Source organism: Sphingomonas yunnanensis (assembly GCF_019898765.1).
Classification (GTDB): Bacteria; Pseudomonadota; Alphaproteobacteria; order Sphingomonadales; family Sphingomonadaceae; genus Sphingomonas; species Sphingomonas yunnanensis.
Genome location: NZ_JAIOKB010000002.1, coordinates 636,654 through 662,561, shown reverse-complemented (window position 1 = coordinate 662,561; position 25,908 = coordinate 636,654). Strand labels below are relative to the sequence as shown.

Sequence of the window (25,908 nt, the reverse complement as noted above, 5' to 3'; positions counted from 1 at the left end):
CACGAACCGCGGACGATGATGACGAGTTGACGAGCAGACAGCAGCGCCGATCCCCCTCGCGGGCGTGGAGCGCGCCGGGTGGGCCGGTCCGAGGGAACGCGCGCTGCCGGAGACACGCGATGGTGGCGGCGCGCTGTCGGGCGCTCCCCGCCGCGCGCGCGGTGACAGTGCGCGGCTTACCGATGAAGCGATCGTGTTCCGGCGCAAGCCGGAACCCAGCGCCAAGCAGAGCAAGGCTCGGCGGTGCGCGAGATCCTCCGCTCCTGCGCACGGCAGCAGTGGGGGGTAACACCTCGCATCGATCCTCGGCGGGAGCGGAAGGGGGACGACCGACGCGGCTCGTCCTCCACCCACCGCTTCACTGGAAAGCAGATCCAAGGCGTCCAAGGGCGTTCGATCCCCGCCCGCGTCAGGTCAGAACGGCACGTCGTCGTCGAGGTCGTCCGCGAAGCCGCCACCGAAGCCGCCGCCGCGGGTGCCGCCGCCACCCGCGCCGCCGCTACCACCGGCGCCGCCGCCGGCAGCGCCGCCACCGCCGCGCGATCCGCCGCGACCACTGCCGCCGCCGCCGAAATCGTCAGCGCCGCCGAAGTCGTCGCGGCCACCACCGCCAGCGCCGCCGCCCTGTGGGCCGTCGAGCATCGTCAGCACCGAGTTGAAGCCCTGCAGCACCACCTCGGTCGAGTATTTGTCGTTGCCCTGCTGGTCCTGCCACTTACGCGTCTGCAGCTGGCCTTCGATATAGACCTTCGAGCCCTTGCGCAGGAAGCGCTCGGCGACGTTGGCGAGCCCCTCGTTGAAGATCGCGACCGAATGCCACTCGGTCTTCTCCTTGCGCTCGCCGGTGTTGCGGTCCTTCCACGATTCGGATGTGGCGATGCGGAGATTCACCACCTTGCCGCCGTTCTGGAACGAGCGCGACTCGGGGTCGCGCCCGAGATTGCCGACGAGAATGACCTTGTTGACGCTGCCTGCCATCGAATCCTCTGCGCGCCGGTACCGCCGGCGCCTGCTGGTGAGTGCCGGCCAGCGCCGGCGTCCCGCGGCGCCCCCGCGCGAGGCGGGTCGACGACCGATGGCCTAGATAGTCACAGCCCCGCCGCCACCGCCAGCCAATAAGTGATCCCCGCCATCACATAGGCGGCGGCGAAGAGGTAGCCGATCATGAACAGCGGCCACCGCCAGCCGTTGGTCTCGCGCCGCGTCACCGCGATCGTCGAGATGCACTGCGGCGCGAAGACGAACCACATCAGGAAGGCCAGCGCGGTCGGCAGCGACCAGCGCCCGCGCAGATGATCGACGAGGCTCTTCGCGCCCGAGGCGTCTTCGGTATCGTCGATCGCATAAGCCGTGCCGATCGCCGCGACCGCGATCTCGCGCGCCGCCATCGTCGGGATCAGCGCCAGGGCGATATCGTGATTGAAGCCGATCGGGCGTACGATCACTTCCAGCCCGCTCGCGATGCGACCGCCGATGGAATATTCGACCTGCTTCTGCCCGGACGGCGCCTGGGGAAAGCTCAGCAGCGCCCACAGCACCACCGTGGTCAGCGCGATGGTGGTGCCGGCGCGCTTGAGGAAGATCTCGGTGCGGCTCCACAGCCCCAGCGCGACGTCGCGCAGCCGCGGCATCTGGTACTTGGGCATCTCCATCATGAAGCCCGACGACTCGCCCTTGGTCACGGTGCGGCGCAGCAGCAGCGCGGCGACGAAGGCGCCAACGATGCCGAGCAGGTAGAGCGCGAACAGCACCAGCCCCTGCAAGCCCACGAACGGCAGCACCTGCCGCGCCGGGATGAAGGCGCCGATGATAATGGTATAGACCGGCAGCCGCGCCGAGCAGGTCATCAGCGGCGCGATCAGGATCGTGGTGAGCCGGTCCTTCTCGTCCTCTATCGTGCGCGTCGCCATGATCCCGGGCACCGCGCAGGCGAAGCTGGAGAGCAAGGGGATGAAGGCGCGCCCGGAGAGCCCCACCTGCGCCATCACCCGGTCCATCAGGAAGGCGGCGCGCACCATGTAGCCGCTCGCCTCCAGCACCAGGATGAAGAGGAACAGGATCAGGATCTGCGGCAGGAACACCACCACCGCGCCCACGCCCGCGATCACGCCGTCGGTCAGCAGCGAGCGCAGGAAGCCGTCGGGCAGCACGCTCTTGAGCCACGCCTCCGCCGCGGCGAAACCGCCCTCGATCCAGCCGATCGGCGCCTCCGACCAGCTGAACACCGCCTGGAACATCACGAACAGCAGAGCGACCAGCAGCACCGGCCCGAGGACGGGGTGGAGCGCGACCGAGTCGAGCATGTGGTTCCAGCGCCGCACCGGCGTCTCGCTCACCGTCGCCGCGGCCGCGATCACGCGCGCGCGGCGCTGGAGGGTGACGATATCGTCGTCGACTTTACCGTCCGAGGCGCGCAGCCGGCGCAGCCCCGCCGCCGTCGAGGCGTCGCCGACCAGCGCGGTGAGCTGGCCGCGCAGCGTATCGATGCCGCGGCGTCGCACCGCGACGGTCGGCACCACCGGCACGCCCAGCTCGCGCTCGAGCACCGCGGGATCGAGCACCAGCCCGTCGCGCTCGGCGAGGTCGACCATGTTGAGCGCCACCACCACGGGCAGGCCCAGCGCGATCAGCTGCATCGCGAAGCGCAGGTGGTTGTCGAGGTTGGAGGCGTCGATCACCACCAGCAGCGCGTCGGGCAGCCGCTCGCCCGCCTGCGCGCCGGTGACGACGTCGCGCGTGACTCGCTCGTCGGGTGAGGCGGGGTCGAGACTATAGGCGCCGGGCAGGTCGACCAGCTCCACCGGGCGGCCGTCATCGAGCGCGAGCCGGCCCGAGTGGCGCTCCACCGTGACGCCGGGATAGTTGCCGACCTTCTGCCGCGCTCCCGTCAGCGCGTTGAACAGCGCGCTCTTGCCGGCATTGGGGTTGCCGACCATCGCGACCAGCGGCGGGAGTTCCATCAGGAGCGGCGGGTCATTCCGCCGGCAGCGGATCGGGTGAGACGCTGATCGCGCGTGCCACCGCGCGGCGCAGCGCCACCGTCATCCGCCCGATCCGGCAGGCGATCGGCCCGCTGCCCAGCCGCGAGCGGTGCAGCACCTCGATCGCGACGCCCTCGTCGAAGCCGAGCTCGCGCAGCCGCCGCGCCTCGGGCGAGGCGAGCCGCGCCCACTCGATCGCGCCCACCGTCGCCGAGCGTCGACGCGGCAGCGTCTCGAGCGTCAGCGAATCAGCCTCATGACGGGCGCGAGCGGGAGAGCGGAGCGAGGTCACGCCAGCGGTATAGGGCGCATGCAACTGATTATCAATAAGCTGTGACGCCTTGTCGCCGCGCCGGGTCAGACGACCGGGTAGCGCAGCCGCCCGACGAAGCGGCTCAGGCTGGGGCGTCGGATCGCCCGCTGCTGGAACGTCGCCTTGCTCTTCTCGAAGCGCATGATGCCGTCGATCCGCCGCGCCAGGAAGGCGCTGGTGTCGGCGTGTGCCTCGCTCTCGTCGTCGAGGAACACGGTGGTGGTCGCGGCATAGACCGCGAGCAGCATCGCGCGCTTGGTGTAATGGTTGTAGTCGGTCGCGCGGTCGCCCGCGAGCCGCCACATCCGGTCGACGCTGCGCCAGCCGAGTCGTGCCGCGCGCGCGACGTTCTGCGGCAGCGCCAACACCGCGCGCGCGCGCCGGAGCGCCTCGCGCTCGGGTGCGAGCACCGCCAGCCGCGCCTCGATCAGCGCGGTGATTCGCCCGCGGATCTTAATCGCGCCGAGTCGCTCGGGCGGCAGCGCGCGCGCCATCGCGGCGTCGACATGGTCGAACCAGGCGTCGATCATCGCCACCGGCCCGTCGGCGAAGGCGAGCCGCGCGACGTCCGTGTCGACGTCGTGGCTCTCGGCGGCGAGGTCGCGCGCGGCGTCGTCCCAGCCGTCGAAGGCGGCGTTGGCTGCGATTGCGGGGGCGAGCAGCGCGCGCACCTCGTCGAGCGTCAGGTCTTGCGGCGCGATCGCCGCGGCATCGTCACTGCTCATCACGCTTCCTCCGTCACCCGATCGCCCGCCGGTAGCGTCTCCACCGGCCTAGCACCCGCGCGCTCGCGCCGCACCAGCACCAGCGCCGCCGCGATCATCGCCACGCCGACGAGGTCGGGCCCGCCGAGCGTCTCGCCGAACCAGCCCCAGCCCACCGCGGTGGCGACCATCGGCTGGATCAGCAGCGCGAGCCCGATCACCAGCGGCGAGGCGCGCCCGAGCGCGTAGATCATGCAGCCCTGGCCGATCACCTGGCTGACCAGTGCGACGCCCAGCAGCGGGGTCCAGTTCCCCGGCACGATCCGCTCGCCCAGCGCGAGCGCGATCACCAGCAGCGGCGGCAGCGACGCCGCCGACGAGAGCGCCAGCGCGGGCAGCGGCGCCATGGCGCGGCGCACGTCCGACATCAGGATGAAATAGATCGCGTACAGCACCCCCGCGCAGACGCACAGAAGGTCGCCGCCGAGCTGCCGCGGGTCGAGCTGGTAGGAGCGCCCCATCAGCAGCGCCGCGCCCGCCGCGGCGAGCAGCAGCGCCAGTCCCTGCCACCGCGTCGGCCAGGTCCGCGCCGCCAGGAAGCCCCACAGCGGGAAGAGGAAGGTCGCCGAGTTGCCGAGCAGCGTGGCGTTGGCCATGGTCGTCTGCAGGATCCCGGCATGCCAGGTGCCGAGGTCGGCGGCGAAGGCGAGCCCGGCGAGCGCGAGCAACCACCAGCGCCGCGCCGAGGCAGGCGTGGGTGCTATAGGGGCGATCCCGCGCGTGCGTCGCGCCGCCACGAGCGCGGCGCCGCCGAGCAGCGGCAGTGCCAGCGCCATGCGCCAGAAGGCGGCCGCGACCGGGCCGACGTCGGCGAGCCGGACGAACAGCGGCCCGAAGGCGAGCGCGCTGTTGGCGACCACCAAGGCGACGAACGCCGCCGCGCCCGTCTCCGGATGCGCGCGCGCCGCGGCGAGCGAGGTGGCGCTGGTCGGCTGGTCCATGGGCACGACCCTTAGGCCGCGTCGCGGGCGCGGGAAAGCGTAGCGGTGACCCGCTTGCTTGACGCGCTGCCGCCATTCACCCACGAGGTCGTATCAATCGGGGAAGGGGACGCAGTGTTTCGGCTAATTGCGCAACGCTGCCCGCGATGAAGCGCTTCTACGCGCCGCAGCAGGCGCTGCACGCGCCCGCACTGGAGCTGCACAACGGCGCCTTCACCGCCTATGCCGAGGTCCCGCAGCGCGCCGCGATGATCCTCGCCGCGATCGGCGGGGCGGAGCCGCCGCCCGATCGCGACCGCGCGCCGATCGCGGCGGTGCACGACGCCGCCTATCTCGACTTCCTCCGCGACGCGCCCGCGCTGTGGCGCGCCGCGGGGCGGCCGGGCGACGCCATCCCCTACGCCTTCCCGATCGTCGGCCGGCGCCCGCTGGCGCTGTCGCGCGTCGACGCGCTGCTCGGTGCGCACGCCTTCGACGCGACCACCCCGATCACCGACGGGACCTGGGACGCTGCCTATTGGAGCGCGCAGACCGCGCTCGCCGCCGCCCATGCGGTCCTCGGCGGCGAGCGCGCGGCCTTCGCCCTGTGCCGGCCCCCCGGCCACCACGCCGGGCGCGACTATTGCGGGGGCTATTGCCACGTCAACGTCGCCGCGGTGGCGGCGCAGGCCGCGCGCGATGCGGGACGGAGGCGAGTCGCGGTGCTCGACATCGACTATCACCACGGCAACGGCACGCAGGACATCTTCTACGCGCGCGGCGACGTCTTCTACGCCTCGGTCCATGCCGATCCCGCGAGCGACTATCCCTTCTACTGGGGCCATGCCGATGAGCGCGGCGAGGGCGAAGGGGAGGGCGCGACGCTCAACCTGCCGCTGCCGCGCGGCACCGCGCTGGCCGGGTTCCGCGCCGCGCAGGCGCGCGCGCTCGACGCGATCGCCGCCTTCGGCGCCGACGTCCTCGTGCTCAGCTTCGGCGCGGATACGTGGGAGGGCGACCCGATCAGCCACTTTCGCCTCACCACCCCGGACTATGCGGTGCTGGCGGGCGACGTGGCCGCGACCGGGCTGCCGTGCGCGATCGTGATGGAAGGCGGCTATGCGGTGGACGCGCTGGGTGCCAATGTCGCCAGCCTGCTGAGCGGTTTCGCAGATTGAGGGAAGGACAGGATTGATGGCGGTGACGGCGACAGGACCGGACCACACCGGCGGCCGCGCGCCGCCGCTCAACGCCGGGCTGCTCGCCTGCATCGTCACCGCCGCGCTGGCGGGACTGCTGTTCGGGTTCGACACCGCGGTGATCTCGGGCACCACCGTGTCGCTGACGCGCGCCTACGGGCTCGACACCTTCTGGCTCGGCATCACCGTCTCCTCCGCGCTGTGGGGCACGCTGATCGGCGCGCTGTTCGCGGGCATCCCGGGCGACCGCTTCGGCAGCCGCGACACGCTGCGCGTGCTCGCGCTGTTCTACGTCGCCGGCGGGATCGGCTGTGGGCTGGCGTGGAGCTGGGAGTCGCTGGTCTTCTTCCGCGTCATCGCCGGGCTGGCGGTGGGCGGCTCGTCGGTGCTCGCGCCGGTCTATATCTCGGAGATCGCCCCGCCGGCGCGCCGCGGCGGGCTGGTCGCGGCGTTCCAGTTCAACATCATCCTCGGCATCCTGCTGGCCTATGTGTCGAACGCGATCATCGCCGCGCTGGTGCTGGGGGCGGACGACTGGCGCTGGAAGTTCGGCGTCTCGGCCGCGCCCGCGATCGTCTTCCTGCTGCTGCTGCTGCGCATCCCGCACTCGCCGCGCTGGCTGATGGCCAAGGGTCGCGTCGCCGAGGCGCGCGACGCGCTCGCCCGAGTCGGGATGGGCGAGGAGCAGGCCGAGAAGGAGCTGGCCGCGATCCACGCCGGCTTCGCCGCCAAGCCGAGCGGCGAGAGACTGTCGTGGCGGCGCCACCGCAAGCCGATCACGCTGGCGCTGCTGGTCGCGGGCTTCAACCAGCTCTCGGGCATCAACGCTTTGCTCTATTATCTCAACGACATCTTCGCGGCGGCGGGGGGCGCGCTGTCGGCCGACGTGCAGGCGATCATCATCGGGATCGTCAACGGCATCTTCACCGCGGTCGGCATGCTGCTGATCGACCGGCTCGGGCGCAAGACGCTGCTGATGGTCGGCTCGGCCGGGATGGCGGCGAGCCTCACCGTCGCGGGGCTGGCGCTCGGCGGGACGCTGCCGGGCTGGATCGTGCTGCCCGCGCTGATCGGCTTCATCGCCTTCTTCGCGCCGAGCACGGGCGCGGTGATCTGGGTCTATATCAGCGAGGTCTTCCCCACCGCGGTGCGCGGGCGCGGCAGCGCGGTCGGCGCCTCGACCCACTGGGGGCTGGACGCGATCATCGCCGCCGCCTTCCCGACGGTGGCGGCCATGTCGGTGAGCTTGCCCTTCTACGTCTTCGCCGCGATGATGCTGCTGCAGCTGGTCGTGGTGGCGCTCTACTTCCCCGAGACCAAGGGCGTCCCGCTCGAGGAGATGGAGCGGCGGCTGGGAGTGAGTTGAGCGCGGCGGCTGGGGCGCGTATCTGGTCTATCGTCAGGCGTGCTCCTGCGCACGCAGGAGCCCAGGGTAACGAAGGGCGACGCTCGCGGCTCTGGGCTCCTGCGTGCGCAGGAGCACGGCCTCATCCTCCGGGACGCCCTGCGCCGCTGTCTCAGTCGAACAGGCTGCTGACGCTCGACTCGTCGGCGATGCGGCGGATCGCCTCGGCGAGCAGCGGCGCGATGGTGAGGTGGCGGATCTTCGCCGCCCCGCCGATCGCCTCGTGGTTGCCGATCGAGTCGGTGATGACCAGCTCGTGCAGCGCCGAGCCCTCCACCCGCGCCACCGCGCCGCCTGAGAGCACGCCGTGGCTGACATAGGCGACCACGCCCTCCGCGCCCGCCTCGCGCAGCGCGGCGGCGGCGTTGCAGAGCGTGCCGGCGGAGTCGACGATATCGTCGATCAGCACGCAGAAGCGCCCCTCGACGTCGCCGATGATGTTCATCACCTCGGACTCGCCCGCCCGCTCGCGGCGCTTGTCGACGATCGCGAGCGGGGCGTTGTCGAGCCGCTTCGACAGCGCCCGCGCGCGCACCACGCCGCCGACGTCGGGCGAGACCACCATCAGGTTCTTCTCGCCGAAGCGCGCGCGAATGTCCTGCGACATCACCGGCGCGCCGAAGAGATTGTCAGTCGGGATGTCGAAGAAGCCCTGGATCTGCCCGGCGTGCAGGTCGACCGACAGGACGCGGTCGGCGCCCGCGGTGGTCAGCAGGTTGGCGACCAGCTTGGCCGAGATCGGGGTGCGCGGCCCGGGTTTGCGGTCCTGCCGCGCGTAGCCGAAATAGGGGAGCACGGCGGTGATCCGCTTCGCCGACGCGCGTTTCAGCGCGTCGATCATGATCAGCAGCTCCATCAGATTGTCGTTGACCGGGTAGCTGGTCGACTGGACGACGAACACGTCCTCGCCGCGCACGTTCTCCATGATCTCGACGAAGATCTCCTCGTCGGCGAAGCGGCGCACCAGCGCCTCGGTCAGCGGGACCTCGAGATAGTCCGAGATCGCGCGCGCCAGCGGCAGGTTGGAATTGCCGGTCATCAATTTCATCGAGAACACCCCTTCGCGCCGGTCGCTCTAGGCTGGGGGGCTGGCGAGGGAAAGGGGCGGCGCGTATGCGCGAGGACGATGACCCAGCCCGCCGCTTCCACCGTCACCCGCTTCGCGCCGTCTCCGACCGGCCGCCTCCACGTCGGCAACATCCGCACCGCACTGCACAGCTGGATGCTGGCGCGGCGCGACGGCGGCCGCTTCGTGCTGCGCGTCGACGACACGGACGCCGAGCGCAGCGAGGAGCGCTACGTCGACTCGATCCGCGCGGATCTCGCCTGGCTCGGGCTGGTGCCCGACCAGGCGGTGCGCCAGTCGGAGCGGTTCGCGCTCTACCAGCAGCGGTTCGACGCGCTGGTCGCGGCGGGGCGGATCTACCCGGCCTATGAGAGCGCGCAGGAGCTGGACCTCCGGCGCAAGGTGCTGCTCGGCCGCGGGCTGCCGCCGGTGTACGACCGCGCCGCGCTGCGCCTCACCGACACCGAGCGCGCGGCGCTCGAGCGGGACGGCGTGCGCCCGCACTGGCGCTTCCGGCTCGACCACGACTCGCCGATCGAATGGGACGATCTGGTGCGCGGGCCGCAGCGCTTCGATGCGGCGACGATGAGTGATCCCGTCGTGCGCCGCGCCGACGGCTCGTGGCTCTACATGTTGCCCTCGGCGATCGACGACGCCGATCTCGGCGTCACGCACGTCGTGCGCGGCGAGGACCATGTATCGAACACCGCACTCCAGCTGCAGATGTTCGCCGCCATGGGCGTGCCCGCGCCCGCCTTCGCGCACGCCGCGCTGCTGACCGGGAGCGAGGGCAAATTGTCGAAGCGGCTCGGCTCGCTCGGTGTCGACCATTTCCGCGAGAGCGGGATCGAGCCGGCGGCGGTGCTGTCGCTGCTGGGGCGGATCGGCACCAGCCAGCCGGTCGAGCCGCTCGTCGATACCGCACCGCTGATCGAGACGCTCGACTTCGCGCACTTCGGCCGCGCGCCGGCGCGCTTCGACGAGGCCGAGCTGGCGCAGCTGAGCGCGCGGATCGTCCACCAGCTGCCGTTCGCGCTCGTCGCCGATCGGCTGCCCGCGGGGATGGACGCGGCGGCGTGGGACGCGGTGCGGCCGAACCTCACCACCGTCGCCGAGGCGGCGGACTGGTGGGGCGTGATCGAGGGACCGATCGACGTGCCCGCTGCCGCCGAGGATTCGGCCTATCTCGCCCAGAGCGCCGCGGCGGCGCGCGCGATCGACTGGGCGAGCGACCCATGGCACGCGCTCACCGCCCGCCTCAAGGAGGCGACCGGGCGCAAGGGCAAGCCGCTGTTCCTGCCGCTGCGTCGCGCCCTCACTGGGCGCGACCACGGCCCCGACATGGCCGCGCTGCTGCCGCTGATCGGGCGCGACCGCGCGCTCGCGCGGCTCGCTGCCGCGGCGGACTCGAACCGCGGCGGCTGAGGCCCTATATCACGGCGATGCAGTTCTTTGCCCGACTGTCGCCGCTGCGCGCCGCGCGTGACCTCCGCTTGTTCTTTCACACGCGCGAGCGCTACGAATGGGGGTTCCTGGCGCTGTCGGTGGCGATCACCGGCTTTCTCGTCTGGGCGTTCTTCCACGATTCGTATTTCGAGAAGGAATACAAGCCCAACATCATTTACTTCGAGCAGTGGAAGCTGGATCGCACCGACGCCCAGATCGTCGCGCAGCAGCAGATCGACCAGGCCAAGCGCGAGATCGCCCAGCGCGAGCAGCGCGCGCGCGAGGAGAAGCTGCGCCAGGGCTTCAAGCGGCTCGATGACAAGCTCAACGCGATGGGAATCTGATCGGAGGGGCGCCGGGGTTGTTGCCGGGCTCTCCGTCGCCCCGGCGGAGGCCGAGGCCCAGATGGGAAGAGCGCAGTGAGCGCCGCTAACGTCCCGCAACTAGACTCCGGCCTGCGACGGTGTGACGGCAAAGGGTGGGATATGCGCTTTCGGTCGAGGTCCGTCTTGTGGTGGCGTGCCGATGCGCGTTGACTCTGCCGCCGACGCCCGCTGGATGGCCGCCGCGCTCGCGCTGTCCGAACGGACGCGCGCGCGCACCTATCCCAATCCGAACGTCGGCTGTGTCCTCGTCCGCGATGGGACGGTGGTCGGCCGCGGCTGGACCCAGTCCGGCGGTCGCCCGCACGCCGAGGCGATGGCGCTCGATCAGGCGGGCGCGCGCGCACGAGGCGCCACCGCTTATGTCACGCTCGAACCCTGCGCGCATGCCAGCCCGCGCGGCCCCGCCTGCGCCGACCTGCTCGTCGCGGCGGGGATCGTGCGCGCGGTGGTGGCGCTCGGCGACCCCGACCCGCGCACCGACGGCAGCGGCCTCGCGCGGCTGCGCGTCGCGGGGATCGCGGTCGAGCTCGGCCGCGGTGCGGACGCGGCGCGGCGGGCGATGGCGGGCTTCCTCACGCGGCGCACGCTGGGGCGACCGCACGTGACGCTCAAGCTGGCGCTGTCGCTCGACGGTGCCGCGGCGATGGCGGACGGGCGCAGCCAGTGGATCACCGGGCGGGAGGCGCGCGCGCACGCGCATCTGGAGCGCGCGCGCCACGGGGCGATCCTGGTCGGGCGCGGCACCTGGGAGGCGGACCGGCCGCGGCTCGACGTGCGGCTCGCGGGACTGGAGGCGCGGGCGCCGCTGCGGGTGGTGCTGTCGTCGGGGGCTGAGGCGGCCGGAGACCCTCACCCTTCCGGCGCTACGCGCCTTCCTCCCTCTCCCGCTGGGAGCGAGAAGGCGCCCATCGCCGTAGGCGATGGGAAGGGTGGGGGCGACTCCGTCTGGATCACCACCCCCGCGGCCATCGCCGCCCTCCGCGCCGACCACCTCCTCGTCGAGGGTGGCGCGCGGACCGCCGCCGCCTTCCTGCGCGCGGACTTGGTGGACCGCCTGCTGCTCTACCGCGCGCCGATCCTGATCGGCGGCGGGCGCACGCTGCCCGACATCGGACTCGCCGCGCTGGGCGACGCGCACGCGCGCTGGCGGCTCGCCGACTCGCGCCAGCTTGGCAGCGATCGGCTCGAAGTCTACGAGCGCGGCTGAGAGGTCATCATGTTCACCGGCATCGTCTCCGACATCGGCACCATCCGCCAGATCGCGCAGCGCGGCGACACGCGCGCGGTGATCGACACCGCCTACGACGTCGCCACGATCGAGCTGGGCGCGTCGATCGCCTGCTCGGGCGTGTGCCTCACCGTGGTCGACAAGGCACCGCATGAGGACGGGCAGGGCGGCTGGTTCGCGGTCGACGTCTCGCACGAGACGCTCAGCCGCACCGCGCCGGCGCAATGGGCCGAGGGGCGAAGCCTCAACCTCGAGCGCGCGATGAAGCTGGGCGACGAGCTCGGCGGCCATATCGTCACCGGCCATGTCGACGGCGTCGCGACGGTGGAGGCGATCACCGTCGACGGCGACTCGCGCCGCATCGCCTTCCGCGTGCCGGGCGAGCTCGCGCCGTTCCTCGCGCCCAAGGGCTCGGTGACGGTCGACGGCGTCTCGCTCACCGTCAACGCGGTGGAGGACCTCGCCGACGGCACGCGCTTCACCGTCAACCTGATCCCGCACACCCAGGCGGTGACCACGCTCGGCGCGCTCGCCGAGGGTGAGGCGGTCAACATCGAGATCGACGTGCTCGCGCGTTATCTCCAGCGGATGGAGCATTATCGTGGTCGCTGAGCCCGCGGCGCTGGCGCGGCTGCGCCACGGCTATCTCTCCTCACCCGAGGAACTGATCGACGAGGCGCGCAACGGCCGGATGTTCATCCTGGTCGACGACGAGGACCGCGAGAACGAGGGCGATCTCGTCATCCCCGCGCAGATGGCGACGCCCGAGAAGATCAACTTCATGGCCAAATACGGCCGCGGGCTGATCTGCCTTGCGCTGACCAAGAGCCGCGTCGAGCAGCTCGGGCTCGACCTGATGAGCCGCAACAACGGCACCCGCCACGAGACTGCCTTCACCGTCTCGATCGAGGCGAGGGACGGCGTCACCACCGGCATCTCCGCGGCCGACCGCGCGCGCACGATCGCGGTGGCGATCGACTCGACCAAGGCGCGCGACGACATCGTCACGCCCGGTCACGTCTTCCCGCTGGTGGCGCGCGACGGCGGCGTGCTGGTGCGCGCGGGCCACACCGAGGCCGCGGTCGACGTCGCACGGCTCGCCGGGCTCAATCCCTCCGGCGTGATCTGCGAGATCATGAACGAGGACGGCACGATGGCGCGGCTGGACGATCTCGTCACCTTCGCGCAATTCCACCATCTCAAGGTCGGCACGATCCGCGACCTGATCGCCTATCGCCGCCGCCACGACCATCTCGTCGAGCTGGTCAGCGAGGCGCCCTTCACCAGCCGCTGGGGCGGCGACTGGACGGTGCGCGCCTATCGCAACAAGGCGACCGGCACCGAGCAGATCGCGCTGGTGAAGGGCCGCGTCGACCCGGGCAAGCCGACGCTGGTGCGGATGCACGCTTTATCGCCTTTCGCCGACATGTTCGGCGAGGACAGCCAGCGCAGCCACCTGCTGTCGCGCTCGATGGAGCTCATCGCCGAGGCGGGCGCGGGGGTGATCGTGGTGATCAACCGCCACCGCGCCGACGCCTTCACCACCGCGGTGCGGATGAAGGCGGGCGAGGCGGTGACGGTCGATATGGAGGAATTGCGCGACTATGGCGTCGGCGCGATGATCCTGGCCGAGCTCGGCGTCCACGACATGGTGCTGCTGACCAACACGCATCACACGCTGGTCGGGCTCGACGGCTATGGCCTGTCGATCGTCGGCGAGCGCGAGATCGACTGAGGGGTGGAAGAAGGCTGATGATCCAACCCGCTCGTACCTCCTTGCTCGTCATCACCGCGAAGGCGGGGATCCAGGCGCGCTGACGGACGTGGCGTTGAACGGCATCGGGACACGATTCGACGACACGCCAGCGGTATGGCCAAGGGCAAGAGGCGCCAGGGGCAGCGCATCTGGATCCCCGCCTTGGCGGGGATGACAGGGTAGGTTTGGGATTACGGCGGGATGGCGCAGTGCCGGGGCGCACACCTGCTTGGGCAGCACCGTCACACCAGCACACAACGGAGACCAGCATGGCGCATATCCTGATCGTCGAGGCGCGCTTCTACGACCATCTCAACGACCTGCTGGTGGCGGGCGCGCGCGGCGCGATCGAGGCCGCGGGGCATAGCTGCGAGGTGCTCACCGTGCCCGGCGCGCTCGAGCTGCCCGGCGCGATCGCGCTGGCGTCCGAGCGCGGGCGCTGGGACGCCTTCGTCGCGCTCGGCGTGGTGATCCGCGGCGAGACTTATCACTTCGAGATCGTCGCCAACGAGAGCGCGCGCGGGATCATGGCGCTGACGATGGACGGCGTGGCGATCGGCAACGGCGTGCTCACTACCGAGGACGAGGCACAGGCGATCGTTCGCGCCGATCCCGCGCAGCTCGACAAGGGCGGCGCCGCGGCCAAGGCGGCGCTGGCGCTGCTCGACCTGCGCGATCGGCTGGGGTGAGCCGGGCGGCGCGCGCGGCGTAACCTTATAGCGCGCTCGTTCGCCGGCGCGTGCGCGGGCGCGCGTGCCCATCACCGATCCGGGTAACTCCATCCCGCTCACGCGCAACGACAATCGCGCGGGCGCTCGGTCGCGCGCGCGCCGTCGCGCGCGGCGACGGGCGGCCCTGCCTAGAATGAGGCGGTAGCAGCGCTGCTACGACAGCATGGAGGTAATGTGATGCGCAGGACCGCGACAGGTCTCCTCGCCGCTCTCCTCACCCTGGCAACACCCGGGGCCGCTCTCGCTCAGTCGAGCGAGTGGACGGGCGGAGACTTCTACTTCACCAACAACGGCTCGTTGACGCTGACGGAGCATAAAGGCGATTCTTTCCCGGACGGGGACAAGAGATGGCCTACCGAGATTAAGCCGAATGGCGGGACGGCGCAGGGTTATGTCCACGTCACCGGCACAACAAGCTGGAGCGGCAACAAGGAGTGGCGGGATGATGATCACTACGGCTGCTTTTTCTACGCCGGCGTGACCTGGTCGCAGAGCAGGCAGGAATATCGTTTCTACTTCACCGCGGCGGAGACGTACAACGGCAACACGCAGACGACGCCGCAGCGATACGAGTGCACGCTGAAGAGCGAGACCAACTCGGCGACCGGCCGGTTCACCGCTTACCCGGTGATCAATGCGATCTCGACGTCGTCGGCGCGCTGACTTCCGACTCGCTCTATCGATGAGGTATATGTCATGACTAGCATCTCCACCGTGTCCGCCATCGGCGCCGCCCCCGTCACAACTGCAACGGTCGCATCGCGACCGGCCGATGGCACCGCAACTGCCCAAGAGGCTGCCAAGCAACCGGGCAGCAAGGAGATCATCGCGCGATATAAGGAATTCACCGACATCGCTACCGATGAAACTGGTAAATACACGTTGGACCAAAAGCTGAGAGCTCTGAATGCTGCGGAATTCCTCTTCTGGTCGAAAGATCATCTTTTAATTAAACCTGGTGAAATCAACAAACCTATTTCCAGAGAAGTGAAAGAGATAAACGCTAGATGGTTCGCGTCACCCCTGGGTGATAGAGCAGAAGAGCTGCATGAGCAATTAATGTCTAGATTTCACGCTAGTACTGAGGGTATCGTAGAATACGCGCGTATTGCGCGCGATTGGTTTCATTCCCTTTCCGACGACGACAAAAAAATATACACGTTTGAAAATGCAAATGTGCTAACATCAAATCGCTCTAAATCCATCTTCAACGCTGATGGAACAATCTCCGCGGACCGGATCGCTTCGCAATACAAGTACAATAGCGTTGCTCAATATGAGCACGTGCTAGATCTCAACGTCGAGGCGGAGGAGCGGGCGAAAGCGTCGCGCTTGGCCGGCTCATCTCACCTCGCGTCCGTCTCCGCGGCGGAGACGGGAAGCCCCAGCGCGGTCGCGGCGAGCAACGCCGCCCCTGCGGTGGTGGCGGGCGATCAGGGCGCGGGCGTCGCCCAGCTCGCCCGATCGGCCTCGGCGGCCACCCAGAGCCTGACCGCCTCGCTGCTTCCGCTATTCACGACCTATGACGCGAGCGGCGCCAGTGCCCCGCATCATGCCTCGGCGGAGAGCGGCGGACACGGGGCGCACCGCGGCGGCCGCCTCTTCGGTGCCTCGCCGCGTGTCACCGCGGGCGGGTACGCGCGGCGCGACACGATCGCGTGACCGCGTCGGCCGGGTCGGGCCGCTCGCCCGACCCGGCTCATCCGGCCTGTGCCGGCGTCCGCCCGAGCCGCACGAGCAGCGCCATCGCGGCGTGCGGCGCGCGCACCTTGGCGCCGTTGATCATGAAGACGAACGTGTCGCGCGGCCGCACCGGCGCTGGCTCGGCGACATAGGGCAGCCCGTCGGGGCTCTTCCCCGCCGCCCAGTCGCGCGCCACCGTCGACCAGCGATCGAGCGCGGCCGGCGTGTAGCCGGCGGGCTCCTCCTCGCGCGCGTCCTCCAGCCGGGCGTAGACGAGGTCGCCCGAGACGTCGGCGAGCGCGGGATAGTCGGCCGAGTCGCCGTGGACGATCGCCACCTCTGCGGCGCGGCAGAGCGCCACGAACTCGGGCACCGCGAATGACTCATGCCGCACCTGGATCGCGTGGCGCAGCGCGATGCCGTCCTGCTTGGCAGGCAGCAGCGCGAGGAAGGCGCGCAGGTCGTCCGCGTCGAACTTCCGCGTCGCCGCCATCTGCCACAGGATCGGGCCGAGCTTGTCGCCCAGCTCGGTGATCCCCTGCCCGACGAAGCGCTCTACCGACTCGCCCGCCTCCGCCAGCACCTTGCGCGTGACGCAGTAGCGCGACGCCTTGAGCGCGAAGACGAAGCCGTCGGGCGCGCTCTCGCGCCAGGTCGCGAAGGTGGCGGGCTTGAACGAGGAGTAGAAGGTGCCGTTCACCTCGATCGCGGTGACGTGCCGGCTGGCATAGTCGAGTTCGCGCTTGTGCGGCCATTTCTCCGGATAGAAGGTGGCGCGCCACGGCTCGTAGGTCCAGCCACCGATGCCGACTCGGATGTTCGCCTCGCTCTTCATGGTCACCGGCGTGCCGCGTCCCACGCGCGCTGTCCATCGCCGGCGACGCGGCGACGGATGGACCTATCGGCGCGGGGGCGAGGGCGGGGCGGCGCGGCGTCGCGCCGCGTGCCACTCCGCGCGCGTGAGCAGCGCGTCGAGGTCCGCGGGCGCGATGTCGAAGCTCTCGTGCAGGTCGGCGAGCGCGGCGTCGATGTCGGCGGCGTGCAGTCCCGCCGCGACGGGGGCGGCGGGGCGATGCGGGTAGGAGCGCCGCGTCAGCCGACGGAACAGCAGGCCCGCCGCGACGAGCGTCACCGAGTTGAGCGCCACCGGCAGCAGCGCGAAGCCGAAGCCCGCGGCATGAACCGTCGGCCCGCCGATCACCGCGGTCAGCGCCGCGGCGCCCCCTGGCGGGTGGAGGCAGCGCGCCAGCGACATGACCAGGATCGCGGCGCCCGCGGCGAGCCCGGCCGCGAGGGCGACGTCGGGCACGAGCCGGCCGATCGCGACGCCGACCAGCGCCGAGAGCGTGTTGCCGCCGATCACCGGCCAGGGCTGCGCGAGCGGGCTCGCGGGCACCGCGAATACCAGCACCGCCGAGGCACCGAGCGGCGCGACGATCAGCGGCAGGTCGGTGTCGCGCACCAGCAGCGCGCCGAGCAGCGCGGTCAGCGCGATGCCGATCGCGGCGCCGAGGCAGGCGATCAGCCGCTCGCGCAGCTGCGCGCCCGAGAGCAGGGGCTGGAACAAACGGAAGGGCATCGCGCGCCTCTGGCGTCACCCGTTCCGCGCGTCAACGCGACGAGCACGATGGGGGGCGGGTAACGGACGGGAGCGAGCGACGGGTCTCGGGACGACGACACGGATCGCGCCGCGGCAGGCGACGTCTGCGCGACATGGCCGCCAGCGTCGCCAGGTGCGACGAGATGGCGCTGAGCTGCTACCGTCGCGCGCGGGGAGCAGGGGGCGCCATTGCACTGGTTCTATCTCGCGGGAGCGATCGGGTTCGAGATCGTCGCCACCTCGGCGCTGAAGGCGGCGGCCGGGTTCACGCGACCGTTGCCCTCGTTCGTCGTGATCCTGGGCTATGTCGCTGCCTTCTACTGTCTCTCCGTCGCGCTGCGCGTCATTCCGATGGGCATCGCCTATGCGATCTGGTCGGGCATCGGCATCGTGGTGATCTCACTCGTTGGCTCGCTGGTGTACCGCCAGCGGCTCGACGGGGCGGCGCTGCTCGGCATCGCTTTGATCCTGGCGGGCACGGTGGTGATCAACCTGTTCTCGGGTGCGCGGCACTGAACGTCGGACCGGGCGTGGACACGCGAGAGGCGATCGCAGCGCCGCTAGTCACGGCGCTCGAACGTCGCCAGCCAATCCAGCAGGCGCGTTTGGAGGGCGACGCGTGTGTTGGAGTAGCTGTGATCATCGGCGAGATGCGTCCGCCCCAGGGAGGTGCCGCCACGACATTCGATCGTGTCGGCCAGCGAGTCGCTGCCCTGGGCGAGGCCGTCGTCAGAGCTGATCAGCAGGACCGGCCGCGATACCAACGCGGCGGCATAGGAGGCGAGGCTCCATTCGCTCGCGTGGTCCCGCGCCTCGCGAGCGAGCGCGTCCGGCGAGGTACCCGCCAGGATGTGAAGTCCCGCGCTGACGCCGACGTTCGAGTCGATCGCGCCGACATCGCTGCGGTCGCCGCGTCCGAACGCCTCGCCTAGGTCGACGCCCGACAGGAGCGCGACGCCGCGTACGTCCGGGTGCGAGGCGGCCACGTGCGCGGCGACGAACCCACCCATGCTGTGACCCACCAGAACGATGCGGTCGGGATCGATGCGGCGTTCCCCGCCCCTTCCTTCCCGCTGGAGCCACTCGAGCGCCGCCGCCGCATCGTCGAGGCAATGCCCGAAGCTGAAGCTGCCGGGGCCGCCCCACGAGCCACGATAGTGGATCGTCAGGACGTTCCACCCCGCCCGCCGCATCGACTGCGCGCAGTCCACGTTCTGCTCGTTTCCCGGTAGGCCATGCAGCAGCAGCACGCAGGGGTGCGGCCCGGATCCCGCGGCAACGTAGAGGAGGGCATTCAGATTAACACCGCCGCTGGGGATCGCCTCCGCGACGGTCTCGGCTGGCCATTGCCGATCACGCGGCGGCTCGCTTACGAGGGCACGCGGGTACGAGGCCGCGACGTCCGCTTCGTCCAGCGATGCGTCAGGCCTCACCCGAGCGACCGAGCGGCGAGGCCTCATAGCCTGCGAGCAAGGCGGCCACGTCGTCGTAGATCGCGATCGCGCCGGCTGCGGTGAGTGCCTCATCAGCGAAGCCCCCCGATCGCACCGCTACCGTGCGCACGCCGCACTGAGCCGCCGCCTCGACGTCGTACGGCGTGTCGCCGACCATCAGCGTCTCGGCCGGCTTGACACCGGCGAGCTTGCCGAGCGCGACACCGACGATGTCGGGTGCCGGCTTGGTCTTCTCGACGTCGTCGCCGCTCGTGGTCGCAGCGACGAGATCGCGCGCGTCGAGTAGGTCGAGGTAATGGTCGAGCTCCCCGCCCGAGGCCGACGAGGCGAGAACAACCTTCTGCCCGCGCTGGCTCACGTGCCGAAGCAACGCATGCGCCTGCGCGAACGGCACCACGGTCGCGAGGTGCCGCTCCTTGAAGATGGCACCATGCGCCTCACCCAGTCTCGTCACGGCGTCATCGTCCAGCCCCGGCAGCAGCGCTGGCACGAGCATGTCGGTACCTTTGCCGATCTGATCGTGGATCTGCGCACGGTCGAACCGCTCGCCGACCCGGGCGAACGCCTCCTGCCAGGCATCGACGTGCCGCTCATTGCTGTCGACCAACGTGCCATCGATGTCGAAGAGAAGCGCCCTGATCGCCAAACACATGTTCCTTCTGCTTCAGCGCGGTCGCCGGCGGGCGAAAGGTCGTGACCACGCCATCTGACGGCGGGTTGAGGCGCGCGGGGAGTAACTTGCTAACGCCACCGTGCGAGCCTCGTTCCGCGACGGGCAGCGACCCCGTGCAGATCTCCGCCAGATCCCGATCGGCCCCGACGAAGGTGGCTTCAGAAGCGCAGATCTGAGGGGAAGCGCTCGACGACACTAGGTCGCCGACGCACGTGTCGTCTCCGACCTGACGAGCGGCACCGCGGGGTCGCGCGCCTCTGCCGCGATCGGCTCCGCCAGACGGACATAGCCGCACGAGTGACACAGCGACCCGCCCGCCACCATGGCCATCGTCTCCGTTCGTCGGCACCTATCGCCCCGGGCTAGCCGCTCGCCCGGCCCGGGCCTCGTCGTGACCGGCGTGGCCTGAGTGGCAGGCGTGAAGGGGTGTCGGCCGCAGCGATGGCCTTCCCCATGCTGGTCGCCGGACGCGATGGTATGCACGGGCAGCGCAGAGGGTTAGGAGATACGGCGGCGTCGTGGATGGGAGCAGACGATGATCAGGCGAGTGGTGGCCTTCGCGACGGCACTGCTGCTCGCCAATGCCGCGGCGACGCTCGGTGCGCGACCGTCGATCGACCCGGCACCCTTGCTGTTGCGGCCTGCCGGCGTGTTCGACGGCATCGATGGCGAGGTGCACGCCGGCTGGCAGGTGCTGGTGCGCGGCGAGCGCATCGTCGCGGTCGGTCCCGACCTGACCGTCGCGTCGAACGCGCGCGTCGTCGACCTCACCGGTGACACGCTGATGCCGGGGATGATCGAAGGCCATGGTCACCTTTTCCTCCACCCCTATGACGAGGCGAGCTGGGACGATCAGGTCCTGCACGAACCGCTCGCACTCCGCACCGCGCGCGCGGTCGCCAACGCCAAGGCCACGCTGCGCGCCGGCTTCACGAGCGCGCGCGACCTCGGCACCGAAGGGGCGGGCTACGCCGACGTGGGCGTGAAGCAGGCGATCGATCAGGGGATCATCGAGGGACCTCGCCTGAGCGTCGCCACGCGCGCGATCGTCGCGCTGGGCGCTTATGGCCCGAAAGGTTTCGAGCCTGGCGTGGCGATCCCGCAGGGCGCGGAGGAAGTGTCGGGGGTCGAGCAGATGGTGGCCGCGGTCCGGCGGCAGATCGCCGCCGGCGCCGACTGGATCAAGCTCTACGCCGATTATCGCTGGCGCGCAGGCGAGGACTCGCGCCCGACGTTGAGCCTGGACGAGATCAGGGCAGCGGTCGCGGCGGCGCACGACGCCGGACGTCCCGTCGCGGTGCACGCGTCTACGCCCGAGGGCATGCGCCGCGCGATCGAGGCCGGCGTCGACACGATCGAACATGGCTATGGCGGAACGACGGCGATCTTCGCCAGCATGGCCGCGAGGAAGATCACATTGTGCCCGACACTGGCTGCCGCGGACGCGAGCGCGCGCTACCGCGGATGGACCGGCGCGGAGCCGGCACCGGCGGCGGTTCGGGCCGCGCGCGAGAGCTTCCGTCGCGCGCGTGCGGCCGGTGTGCCGATCTGCATGGGCGGCGACGTGGGCGTCTACGCGCATGGCAGCAACGCGCGCGAGATGGCGCTGATGGCGGCGGGTGGGATGACGCCGGCCGAGGTGTTGGTCGCCGCTACCTCGGGCAACGCGCGCTGGATGCGGGTCGGCGACCGTCTCGGCGCGGTGAAGCCCGGCATGCTCGCGGACTTGGTCGCGGTCGCCGGGGATCCCACCAGCGACCTCGCCGCGCTCCGCCGCGTGCGAGCGGTCATGAAAGACGGCGTTATCGTCGCGCCGTAGGGCAGCGCCGACGGCTGAGATTCGAGGGGCCGCGCCGCTCCCTCGGCCGGGACGACACACGTCGCGCTCGATCCCAACTGGCAAGGGAGATCGAAGACCGATATCTGGTAAAAGGCGCTGAGCCGGCTCTTCTACGCCGAGGCGCCTGAAGCAGCGGCTTAGGCTGCACTGGCAGGTGCGTGTCTCCGCCTATCGTATGACGTTCCACGACCGCGGAGGCGAGCTGAACGCAGCCGATCGCATCAATGCCTCGTGGAAACAGCCACCGTATCTGCTGTGATGGCGCTGTGACGCTCGACCGCTACTATCCTGATGTTATATATATATTTGTCACACTGTGATTGATGACGAAAAATGCCAGACCCGTTCGGGTGTTGGTACCCGTCATGGCAAGCCACAACCGCAGCTGCACCCCAAGAGCGGCACAGCTGCAATCGTCGAGCCGGATCGTTAGATCTTGTCGTTCAGGGCGCCCTTGACACTGCCCTTGACGTCCTGACCGGTGCCTTTGAGTTGCTGCGCCTCGCCTTCAGCCTTGATGCGATCATTGTCAGTCGCGTCGCCGAAGAGTTCCTTCGCCTTGCCGGCAATCTTGTTGCCCGCAGCATCGAGCTTGTCAGTGAACTCGCCCATGATTGCCTCCTCGTTGTAATGATGTGAACCGATCGAGTGGGAAGTAAACGGCGAAGCGTGCATGCAGTTCCAGGCGGCTCTCGCCTGGCGTGCTCAGGTGCGCTGTTCCACAAAGCGGTAAGGTTCGTGTAATGTGCCTGCTCTAGCCGGTTCATCTTGCTACACTTCCGACTTTCGCATCGGCGCGCCACCTTGCCGCGGTGAGCGGCGCGCGTGCCGAGGCGATTGGAGACACCGCGGCAGACCTACATGACCCATCATCGGATCGTGGGGACTTCAACGGTCGCGGTTCGGTGACGTGGATCAGGCTGGGCGTGAAGCGGCGCAGGCCGTCGCGGATCGAGGGGACCGGGACGAGCGCGGCGGCGGGTCGCGAAGGCGGGTACGCGCGCGGGCGGCGGGTAGACCCGTGCGGGTGGGCCGCGGTGCTCCAGCTCGCTGCAGTCGGCGGAGCGCGCGGTAGGCACCGTCGCGAACATAATATTAGTTGCTTGAGAACAGCGCGATCCGCGGTGGGCGCGCGAGAGCAGGAGGGGGCACGCGGTGGCGCATCCGGGTGACCATGGTGGCCATGATCGATCGCTTCGGTCGCGGCGCCAGAGCGGCGACGCTTCGACGGGGTCCAGGCCCTGCGGCGTACGCCAGTCCTGCGACGGGCGGGCGAGTGCGCGCGTGCGGTTGTTGATCGTCGAGGACCATGACGAGCTGGTCACGCTGCTGCGCCGGCTCTTGGGGGAGGCGGGCTATGGGAGCGACCATGTCGCGACCGTTGAGGACGCACTGCTGATGCTGGAGCTCGGCAGCTATGCCGCGGTCGTGCTCGACATCGGCCTGCCCGACCCCGACGGCCGCGAGGTGGCGCGGCGGCTTCGCGCGCGCGGCGACGGTTGGCTCCGCCGGGCGCTCCGAGGCCTTCGATGGCGAAGCGCATTCGCCGCGGCGGCGATCACGCGGAGCGTCGAGCGCGAGCGCGCATGATCCACAGCCTCGCCGAATGATGTTGCTGGCCGGCGGCTAGGCTTCGCTGCCTCGGCCGGAGATGGAGGGAGCATCGGCGATGGCCAACCTGCCGCGGGTCAAGCCGGACATGTCGTCGACGCGCGTGCGACCGGTCGAGCCGCGATCGTCCTGCATCGTCGCGCCCAAGACGCTCAGATCGCGACGGATGGCGCGATCCTCGGCCACGAGCGCGAGCCATGAGTGTGCGCGACGAAGCGATGCGAAGCGCGCCGGCTCCGCGATGTCCCGGGCGTCCCGACGACGTGCCTGTGTCCGCTAAGCCAGGACCCGCCTGGGAGAACCGCAGCATCCTATCGGATAACTGGAGCGGGCGAAGGGATTCGAACCCTCGACCCCAACCTTGGCAAGGTTGTGCTCTACCCCTGAGCTACGCCCGCTCTGGCGCCTGTGCCGCCCTCGTGGAGAGGACCGGCTGGGTGAGGCGCGGCCACTAGCAGCGGCCCCGACGCCCGGCAACAGCTTTTTACACGCAGCCACATTTTTCTGCCGCACGCGCGAATTGACCGCGATCAGCCCTGACCTTAGGTCCCGCTGGCATGACCGCTCCAACGATCCTGCTCGTCGAGGACGATCCCTCGCTCCGCATGCTCACCGCGCGCGCACTGCAGGAGAACGGCTTCACGGTCCGCCCCGCGTCCGCGGCGCCGGAGATGTGGCTCGCGCTTGACTCTGGGCCGGTCGACCTCGTGCTACTCGACATCATGCTGCCCGGCACTAGCGGGATCGACCTGTGCCGCTCGCTGCGCCAGAAGAGCGACGTGCCGATCATCTTCATGTCGGCGCGCGCGAGCGAGACCGACCGGGTCGTCGGACTGGAGCTGGGCGCGGACGATTATATCGCCAAGCCGTTCGGCACGCGCGAGTTGGTCGCGCGGGTCCGCGCCGTGCTGCGCCGCCCCGCGCTCGACCGACGCGCCGGCGCGGGCGACCAGGGCATGCTGACCTTCGACGGCTGGACGATCAACCTGCCGCGGCGCGAGCTGAGCTCGCCGAGCGGCGCGATCGTCGATCTCACCGGCGCCGAGTTCGACCTGCTCGTCGTGCTCGCCGACCATGCCCAGCGCGTGATCGCGCGCGAGCGGCTGATCGAGCTCAGCCGCACGCGGCTGGGCGACAGCTCGGACCGGTCGATCGACGTGCTGATCAGCCGGCTGCGCCGCAAGCTCGGCAGCGCGGGGGCGCCCGCACCGATCGTGACGGTGCGCGGCGTCGGCTATATGCTCAACGCCCCGGTCGAGCGCGGCTGACCCGCGCGCGCATGCGCTCGCTGCGCCGTCCCGCGCTCGGCCTGCTCGGCCAGGTGGTGGCGATCCTGCTGCTGACTCTGGTGATCGAGTTCGGCGCCAGCACCTTGCTCTACGAGCGTGCGAGCCGATTCGCGGTCCGCGACGACGAGGCCAATCGCCTCGCCGAGCATCTCGTCATCAGCCGCCGCCTGCTCGCCGAGCGCCCGGCGGCCCAGCGCGAGCGGATGGCGGACGAGCTCACCACCGACCGCTACGCACTGCGCTGGAGCGAGTCGCTGCCCCCGCCACCGCCGATCGCTCCCGCGCTCGACGAGATGCAGCGCCAGGTGATCGAGTGGGAGCCGTCGCTCGCCGCGACCGACCTGCGGCTGCGCATCCAGACGCCGGGGCGCCACTCGGTCGTGACCGGCGGGCTGCGGCTCGATGACGGCAGCTGGCTGTATTTCCGCACGCTCGAGCCGGTGGCGACGATCAACCTCGCGTTCGAGCGGATCGCGCTGGCGATGGTGCCCGCGATCGCGCTGATGCTGCTGGGCGGGATCCTGCTGCGCCGCGTGCTGCTGCCGCTGCGCCGGCTCGCCGCCGCGGCCGAGCGAGTCGGCCACGGCGACGTCGTGCCCGTCGAGGAGGACGGGCCGGGCGAGGTGCGCCGTGTGATCGGCGCCTTCAACCGCATGCAGGATCGCATCCAGGCGCTGATCGTGGGGCGCACGCAGGCGCTCGCCGCGGTCGGGCACGACCTGCGTACGCCGCTGGCGCGGCTCCAGCTGCGTACCGAGTCTTTGCCCCAGGTGGAGGCGCGCGAGGCGATCGTGCACGACGTCGCCGAGATGGAGGCGATGATCACCTCGCTGCTCGCCTTCCTCGGCGGCGAGGCCGAGCCCGAGCCGGCCAGCGTGGTCGACCTGGCGGTGATGTGCGCGACGGTGATCGACGACGCGCAGGATCGCGGCGCCGACGCCGAATATGACGGGCCGGATCACTGCGAGTGGAGCGTGCGCCGGCTCGGCTTCAAGCGCGCGCTGGTCAACCTGGTCGAGAACGCGCTCCACTACGGCGAGCGCGTGCGGCTGACGCTGGTGCCCGGTGCCGCGGCGCTGACGATCCGCGTCGAGGACGACGGTCCGGGCATCCCCGACGACCAGCTCACGCGCGTGCTCGAGCCCTTCGTCCGGCTCGATCCGGCGCGCGGGCGCGACACGGTAGGGTTCGGGCTGGGCCTGTCGATCGTCCAGTCCGCGGTCGCCGGCGAGGGCGGGACGCTGACGCTGTCGAACCGTCCAGAGGGCGGACTGCGTGCGGAGATCGCGCTGCCGCGGCGCTGAGGCGTCGCTGCGCAGCGGGCCGGTGAGTCGCGGCCGAGTGGACCTTGGGGATCGGCGTCACTCCGACCCCGGTGAAGAAACCCACTGTCCCGCCGGTGCCGCAGCGCGTGGGCAGGCGGCTCGGTGGATCCTGAAACGAGCTCAGGATGACGCCGGGAGGAGAGCGGCGCGATGCTTGGCGAACCGCTGTGCGGTGCTCCGCCACATGTCGAGCAACACAACGACACGCCCCGGCCGAACGCGGGACACCGCGCGGCGC

The 25,908-nt window shown here is 70.4% G+C and carries 28 protein-coding genes and 1 tRNA gene; 15 read left to right on the top strand and 14 right to left on the bottom strand.

Features of this window, described 5'->3' with window-relative positions; translation table 11 throughout:
* Window positions 1-414 precede the first annotated feature (414 nt).
* The 5 genes from ssb to K7957_RS09230 all read right to left on the bottom strand — a co-directional run bounded on the left by ssb (window position 415) and on the right by K7957_RS09230 (window position 4,999).
* Window positions 415-978 carry a single-stranded DNA-binding protein gene (gene ssb, locus K7957_RS09250; RefSeq protein ID WP_223011655.1) on the bottom strand — a complete coding sequence of 188 codons (564 nt, stop codon included), beginning with the start codon at window positions 976-978 and terminating at the stop codon, window positions 415-417.
* A 110-nt stretch (window positions 979-1,088) separates the two neighbouring features.
* The gene (gene feoB, locus K7957_RS09245; RefSeq protein ID WP_223011654.1) at window positions 1,089-2,960 is read right to left on the bottom strand and encodes a ferrous iron transporter B; all 1,872 of its coding nucleotides are present in this window, start codon (window positions 2,958-2,960) and stop codon (window positions 1,089-1,091) included.
* A 13-nt stretch (window positions 2,961-2,973) separates the two neighbouring features.
* Entirely contained in the window at window positions 2,974-3,273 is a 300-nt protein-coding gene (locus K7957_RS09240) for a FeoA family protein (RefSeq protein ID WP_343228356.1), read from the bottom strand.
* 65 nt (window positions 3,274-3,338) lie between these two features.
* On the bottom strand, window positions 3,339-4,019 hold the full coding sequence (locus K7957_RS09235) for a COQ9 family protein (protein ID WP_223011653.1): 681 nt from the start codon (window positions 4,017-4,019) through the stop codon (window positions 3,339-3,341).
* Complete coding sequence (locus tag K7957_RS09230) at window positions 4,019-4,999, bottom strand: DMT family transporter (RefSeq protein ID WP_223011652.1); 981 nt, start codon at window positions 4,997-4,999, stop codon at window positions 4,019-4,021. The genes K7957_RS09235 and K7957_RS09230 overlap by 1 nt, the downstream gene beginning before the upstream one ends.
* Before the next feature lie 146 nt (window positions 5,000-5,145).
* Here K7957_RS09230 and K7957_RS09225 point away from each other — a divergent pair, with 146 nt between their 5' ends.
* On the top strand, window positions 5,146-6,156 hold the full coding sequence (locus K7957_RS09225) for a histone deacetylase family protein (protein WP_223011651.1): 1,011 nt from the start codon (window positions 5,146-5,148) through the stop codon (window positions 6,154-6,156).
* Window positions 6,157-6,172: 16 nt separating this feature from the next.
* The gene (locus K7957_RS09220) at window positions 6,173-7,543 is read left to right on the top strand and encodes a sugar porter family MFS transporter (RefSeq protein WP_223011650.1); all 1,371 of its coding nucleotides are present in this window, start codon (window positions 6,173-6,175) and stop codon (window positions 7,541-7,543) included.
* Window positions 7,544-7,694: 151 nt separating this feature from the next.
* Here the strand turns inward: K7957_RS09220 and K7957_RS09215 are convergent, their stop codons facing one another.
* Window positions 7,695-8,630, bottom strand: a complete 936-nt coding sequence (locus K7957_RS09215) for a ribose-phosphate pyrophosphokinase (RefSeq protein WP_183930684.1) — start codon at window positions 8,628-8,630, stop codon at window positions 7,695-7,697.
* A 78-nt stretch (window positions 8,631-8,708) separates the two neighbouring features.
* Between K7957_RS09215 and K7957_RS09210 the strand changes: the two genes are divergently transcribed.
* From K7957_RS09210 to K7957_RS09175, 8 genes are all read left to right on the top strand, one after another.
* Window positions 8,709-10,073, top strand: coding sequence for a glutamate--tRNA ligase (locus K7957_RS09210; protein ID WP_223011649.1), 1,365 nt, complete (start codon window positions 8,709-8,711; stop codon window positions 10,071-10,073).
* Window positions 10,074-10,090: 17 nt separating this feature from the next.
* Window positions 10,091-10,438, top strand: coding sequence for a hypothetical protein (locus K7957_RS09205; protein WP_183922448.1), 348 nt, complete (start codon window positions 10,091-10,093; stop codon window positions 10,436-10,438).
* A gap of 181 nt (window positions 10,439-10,619) precedes the next feature.
* Window positions 10,620-11,687, top strand: coding sequence for a bifunctional diaminohydroxyphosphoribosylaminopyrimidine deaminase/5-amino-6-(5-phosphoribosylamino)uracil reductase RibD (ribD, locus tag K7957_RS09200; RefSeq protein WP_223011648.1), 1,068 nt, complete (start codon window positions 10,620-10,622; stop codon window positions 11,685-11,687).
* 9 nt (window positions 11,688-11,696) lie between these two features.
* Window positions 11,697-12,320 carry a riboflavin synthase gene (locus K7957_RS09195; protein WP_223011647.1) on the top strand — a complete coding sequence of 208 codons (624 nt, stop codon included), beginning with the start codon at window positions 11,697-11,699 and terminating at the stop codon, window positions 12,318-12,320.
* Window positions 12,310-13,443 (top strand): 3,4-dihydroxy-2-butanone-4-phosphate synthase, encoded by a 1,134-nt coding sequence (gene ribB, locus K7957_RS09190; RefSeq protein WP_223011646.1) that lies wholly within the window; start codon window positions 12,310-12,312, stop codon window positions 13,441-13,443. Before K7957_RS09195 ends, ribB begins: the two co-directional genes overlap by 11 nt.
* Before the next feature lie 290 nt (window positions 13,444-13,733).
* Window positions 13,734-14,153 (top strand): 6,7-dimethyl-8-ribityllumazine synthase, encoded by a 420-nt coding sequence (gene ribH, locus K7957_RS09185; protein ID WP_223011645.1) that lies wholly within the window; start codon window positions 13,734-13,736, stop codon window positions 14,151-14,153.
* 219 nt (window positions 14,154-14,372) lie between these two features.
* Entirely contained in the window at window positions 14,373-14,858 is a 486-nt protein-coding gene (locus K7957_RS09180) for a hypothetical protein (protein WP_223011644.1), read from the top strand.
* A gap of 33 nt (window positions 14,859-14,891) precedes the next feature.
* A complete protein-coding gene (locus K7957_RS09175) occupies window positions 14,892-15,857 on the top strand; it encodes a hypothetical protein (protein ID WP_223011643.1) in 966 nt (321 codons plus the stop codon).
* A 37-nt stretch (window positions 15,858-15,894) separates the two neighbouring features.
* Here K7957_RS09175 and K7957_RS09170 read toward each other — a convergent pair whose 3' ends face one another.
* The gene (locus K7957_RS09170) at window positions 15,895-16,713 is read right to left on the bottom strand and encodes a DUF72 domain-containing protein (protein WP_223011811.1); all 819 of its coding nucleotides are present in this window, start codon (window positions 16,711-16,713) and stop codon (window positions 15,895-15,897) included.
* A gap of 63 nt (window positions 16,714-16,776) precedes the next feature.
* A complete protein-coding gene (locus K7957_RS09165) occupies window positions 16,777-17,457 on the bottom strand; it encodes an HPP family protein (RefSeq protein WP_223011642.1) in 681 nt (226 codons plus the stop codon).
* 210 nt (window positions 17,458-17,667) lie between these two features.
* Between K7957_RS09165 and K7957_RS09160 the strand changes: the two genes are divergently transcribed.
* Window positions 17,668-17,994, top strand: coding sequence for a DMT family transporter (locus K7957_RS09160; RefSeq protein WP_223011641.1), 327 nt, complete (start codon window positions 17,668-17,670; stop codon window positions 17,992-17,994).
* Window positions 17,995-18,038: 44 nt separating this feature from the next.
* Here K7957_RS09160 and K7957_RS09155 read toward each other — a convergent pair whose 3' ends face one another.
* The 3 genes from K7957_RS09155 to K7957_RS20545 form a co-directional block, all read right to left on the bottom strand.
* Window positions 18,039-18,938, bottom strand: a complete 900-nt coding sequence (locus K7957_RS09155; RefSeq protein WP_281422847.1) for an alpha/beta hydrolase family protein — start codon at window positions 18,936-18,938, stop codon at window positions 18,039-18,041.
* Window positions 18,901-19,578, bottom strand: coding sequence for an HAD family hydrolase (locus K7957_RS09150; RefSeq protein WP_223011639.1), 678 nt, complete (start codon window positions 19,576-19,578; stop codon window positions 18,901-18,903). The genes K7957_RS09155 and K7957_RS09150 overlap by 38 nt, the downstream gene beginning before the upstream one ends.
* A gap of 222 nt (window positions 19,579-19,800) precedes the next feature.
* The gene (locus K7957_RS20545; RefSeq protein ID WP_281422846.1) at window positions 19,801-19,935 is read right to left on the bottom strand and encodes a hypothetical protein; all 135 of its coding nucleotides are present in this window, start codon (window positions 19,933-19,935) and stop codon (window positions 19,801-19,803) included.
* 205 nt (window positions 19,936-20,140) lie between these two features.
* Here K7957_RS20545 and K7957_RS09145 point away from each other — a divergent pair, with 205 nt between their 5' ends.
* On the top strand, window positions 20,141-21,424 hold the full coding sequence (locus K7957_RS09145) for a metal-dependent hydrolase family protein (protein WP_223011638.1): 1,284 nt from the start codon (window positions 20,141-20,143) through the stop codon (window positions 21,422-21,424).
* Between the two features lie 450 nt (window positions 21,425-21,874).
* Here K7957_RS09145 and K7957_RS09140 read toward each other — a convergent pair whose 3' ends face one another.
* Window positions 21,875-22,057 carry a CsbD family protein gene (locus K7957_RS09140; protein WP_223011637.1) on the bottom strand — a complete coding sequence of 61 codons (183 nt, stop codon included), beginning with the start codon at window positions 22,055-22,057 and terminating at the stop codon, window positions 21,875-21,877.
* A 672-nt stretch (window positions 22,058-22,729) separates the two neighbouring features.
* Between K7957_RS09140 and K7957_RS09135 the strand changes: the two genes are divergently transcribed.
* A complete protein-coding gene (locus K7957_RS09135; protein WP_223011636.1) occupies window positions 22,730-23,035 on the top strand; it encodes a response regulator transcription factor in 306 nt (101 codons plus the stop codon).
* A gap of 36 nt (window positions 23,036-23,071) precedes the next feature.
* On the opposite strand, the gene K7957_RS09130 is transcribed toward K7957_RS09135, so the two are convergent.
* Together K7957_RS09130 and K7957_RS09125 are read right to left on the bottom strand one after the other, a co-directional pair.
* The gene (locus K7957_RS09130; RefSeq protein WP_223011635.1) at window positions 23,072-23,242 is read right to left on the bottom strand and encodes a hypothetical protein; all 171 of its coding nucleotides are present in this window, start codon (window positions 23,240-23,242) and stop codon (window positions 23,072-23,074) included.
* A gap of 137 nt (window positions 23,243-23,379) precedes the next feature.
* Window positions 23,380-23,454 (bottom strand) — tRNA-Gly (locus K7957_RS09125).
* A gap of 159 nt (window positions 23,455-23,613) precedes the next feature.
* Between K7957_RS09125 and K7957_RS09120 the strand changes: the two genes are divergently transcribed.
* Window positions 23,614-24,324 (top strand): response regulator transcription factor, encoded by a 711-nt coding sequence (locus K7957_RS09120; protein WP_223011634.1) that lies wholly within the window; start codon window positions 23,614-23,616, stop codon window positions 24,322-24,324.
* Between the two features lie 11 nt (window positions 24,325-24,335).
* Window positions 24,336-25,649, top strand: a complete 1,314-nt coding sequence (locus tag K7957_RS09115; protein WP_223011633.1) for an ATP-binding protein — start codon at window positions 24,336-24,338, stop codon at window positions 25,647-25,649.
* Window positions 25,650-25,908 lie beyond the last annotated feature (259 nt).

What these genes read in the sequence shown, in the direction of transcription:
- K7957_RS09205 (WP_183922448.1), top strand. Translation starts at nt 10,091, where the DNA reads ATGCAGTTCTTTGCCCGACTGTCGCCGCTGCGCGCCGCGCGTGACCTC.
- K7957_RS09215 (WP_183930684.1), bottom strand. Translation starts at nt 8,630, where the DNA reads ATGAAATTGATGACCGGCAATTCCAACCTGCCGCTGGCGCGCGCGATC.
- K7957_RS09120 (WP_223011634.1), top strand. Translation starts at nt 23,614, where the DNA reads ATGACCGCTCCAACGATCCTGCTCGTCGAGGACGATCCCTCGCTCCGC.
- K7957_RS09210 (WP_223011649.1), top strand. Translation starts at nt 8,709, where the DNA reads ATGACCCAGCCCGCCGCTTCCACCGTCACCCGCTTCGCGCCGTCTCCG.
- K7957_RS09195 (WP_223011647.1), top strand. Translation starts at nt 11,697, where the DNA reads ATGTTCACCGGCATCGTCTCCGACATCGGCACCATCCGCCAGATCGCG.
- K7957_RS09230 (WP_223011652.1), bottom strand. Translation starts at nt 4,999, where the DNA reads ATGGACCAGCCGACCAGCGCCACCTCGCTCGCCGCGGCGCGCGCGCAT.
- K7957_RS09175 (WP_223011643.1), top strand. Translation starts at nt 14,892, where the DNA reads ATGACTAGCATCTCCACCGTGTCCGCCATCGGCGCCGCCCCCGTCACA.
- K7957_RS09140 (WP_223011637.1), bottom strand. Translation starts at nt 22,057, where the DNA reads ATGGGCGAGTTCACTGACAAGCTCGATGCTGCGGGCAACAAGATTGCC.
- K7957_RS09180 (WP_223011644.1), top strand. Translation starts at nt 14,373, where the DNA reads ATGCGCAGGACCGCGACAGGTCTCCTCGCCGCTCTCCTCACCCTGGCA.
- ribD (WP_223011648.1), top strand. Translation starts at nt 10,620, where the DNA reads ATGCGCGTTGACTCTGCCGCCGACGCCCGCTGGATGGCCGCCGCGCTC.
- K7957_RS09235 (WP_223011653.1), bottom strand. Translation starts at nt 4,019, where the DNA reads ATGAGCAGTGACGATGCCGCGGCGATCGCGCCGCAAGACCTGACGCTC.
- K7957_RS09225 (WP_223011651.1), top strand. Translation starts at nt 5,146, where the DNA reads ATGAAGCGCTTCTACGCGCCGCAGCAGGCGCTGCACGCGCCCGCACTG.
- K7957_RS09170 (WP_223011811.1), bottom strand. Translation starts at nt 16,713, where the DNA reads ATGAAGAGCGAGGCGAACATCCGAGTCGGCATCGGTGGCTGGACCTAC.
- K7957_RS09115 (WP_223011633.1), top strand. Translation starts at nt 24,336, where the DNA reads ATGCGCTCGCTGCGCCGTCCCGCGCTCGGCCTGCTCGGCCAGGTGGTG.
- ssb (WP_223011655.1), bottom strand. Translation starts at nt 978, where the DNA reads ATGGCAGGCAGCGTCAACAAGGTCATTCTCGTCGGCAATCTCGGGCGC.
- K7957_RS20545 (WP_281422846.1), bottom strand. Translation starts at nt 19,935, where the DNA reads ATGGCCATGGTGGCGGGCGGGTCGCTGTGTCACTCGTGCGGCTATGTC.
- K7957_RS09165 (WP_223011642.1), bottom strand. Translation starts at nt 17,457, where the DNA reads ATGCCCTTCCGTTTGTTCCAGCCCCTGCTCTCGGGCGCGCAGCTGCGC.
- ribH (WP_223011645.1), top strand. Translation starts at nt 13,734, where the DNA reads ATGGCGCATATCCTGATCGTCGAGGCGCGCTTCTACGACCATCTCAAC.
- K7957_RS09145 (WP_223011638.1), top strand. Translation starts at nt 20,141, where the DNA reads ATGATCAGGCGAGTGGTGGCCTTCGCGACGGCACTGCTGCTCGCCAAT.
- feoB (WP_223011654.1), bottom strand. Translation starts at nt 2,960, where the DNA reads ATGGAACTCCCGCCGCTGGTCGCGATGGTCGGCAACCCCAATGCCGGC.
- K7957_RS09220 (WP_223011650.1), top strand. Translation starts at nt 6,173, where the DNA reads ATGGCGGTGACGGCGACAGGACCGGACCACACCGGCGGCCGCGCGCCG.
- K7957_RS09155 (WP_281422847.1), bottom strand. Translation starts at nt 18,938, where the DNA reads ATGAGGCCTCGCCGCTCGGTCGCTCGGGTGAGGCCTGACGCATCGCTG.